Annotated in this window: 3 protein-coding genes; all 3 read right to left on the minus strand. The window is 65.7% G+C overall.

Annotation, left to right across the window (positions count from 1 at the left end; translation table 11 throughout):
* Window positions 1-91: 91 nt before the first annotated feature.
* The 3 genes from ABFX50_RS50625 to ABFX50_RS50635 are packed head-to-tail and all read right to left on the minus strand — an operon-like array spanning window position 92 to window position 821.
* On the minus strand, window positions 92-370 hold the full coding sequence (locus ABFX50_RS50625) for a hypothetical protein (protein ID WP_346158460.1): 279 nt from the start codon (window positions 368-370) through the stop codon (window positions 92-94).
* Complete coding sequence (locus ABFX50_RS50630) at window positions 367-663, minus strand: hypothetical protein (protein WP_346158462.1); 297 nt, start codon at window positions 661-663, stop codon at window positions 367-369. Before ABFX50_RS50630 ends, ABFX50_RS50625 begins: the two co-directional genes overlap by 4 nt.
* A gap of 2 nt (window positions 664-665) precedes the next feature.
* Window positions 666-821: a hypothetical protein gene (locus ABFX50_RS50635; protein ID WP_310283794.1), complete on the minus strand. Its 156-nt coding sequence runs from the start codon at window positions 819-821 to the stop codon at window positions 666-668.
* Window positions 822-1,046 lie beyond the last annotated feature (225 nt).

Genomic DNA, 1,046 nt, shown 5'->3' on the forward strand with positions numbered 1-1,046 from the left:
AGCGGTCTTAGGAAGACAATTGCCATCTCCAACTCCTTGGCTCACAGAACGACATGGCTACGATCCGACTTTGACGCGCTTGGTGGGGAGGCTAGGCATCGGTGCCTGCCGGTGGTGTCCAGCCGAGAGCGATCAGCGTCTCGTGCGCCGGGGTGGTGATGGTGGTCTGCAGTTCCCCGTCTACTTCGATCTCGTAGGTGACGAGCTCGAGTTCCAGGGTCGGCGCGCCGTTCGGTTCGGCGTGGATGCGGACGTCGCGGACGCCGAGGAGTTCACGTCCGTCGACCTCGATCCGGGATTCACTGGGGAGGGGACTGAGGTGGAGGCCTGCGGTGTGGGTGTTCTTGTTGCGCATGGTCCGGGCGTTCACTGCTGCTCCAGGTCTCGGAGGGTGGTGATGTCGATGGGCCCGTGGAAGAACACGAGGGTCTTACCGCCGAGCGCTTCCTTCAACCGCTCGATCGCCGTGCCGCACTGCTCGGGGTCGACGTCGCCGACGTTGCTGAACACGACCACGTCGCTCGGTTGGAGGTGGACGACGGTGGCCCGCTCGAGGGTTCTCGCGAGCGGGTTGGGGATGAGGCAGTTGGGGCCGTCGCCACCGATGAGTCCGCCGGGTCCGGGTTTCACGATGCCACCGGTGGCGCAGTCGTTCACGGCCATCCTCAGGTCCAGAGTGTTGCGATGGTCGGGAGGGCGTAGGCGGTGAGCGCGAAGGTCCCGCCGAGGAGCGCGAGCGACGGGCGGGCGCTGACGCCGAACGCGGCGAGCGCGAGGAGGGTGATGGCGAGGAGATAGAGGATCGCTTGGAAGGTCTGCATGTTGGCCTCCTAGGGTTCGCGTTCGAGGAAGAATCTCGCGAGATTGGGCCGCTGGACTACGGAGACCATGGTGCGGTCTAGGGTGGGCGGATGGAATCGATGCAGGCGAGCGACTGGATCACGGCGGGGATCGCGCTGGCGGCGTTGGTCATTGCCGCGATGTCGTGGTGGGCGAGCCGGACGTCGGCCCGCGCAAGTCGGAGGCCAAGCGGTCTTAGGAAGACA

Origin of the sequence: Nonomuraea recticatena (assembly GCF_039533245.1) — a bacterium.
Taxonomy (GTDB): domain Bacteria; phylum Actinomycetota; class Actinomycetes; order Streptosporangiales; family Streptosporangiaceae; genus Nonomuraea; species Nonomuraea roseola.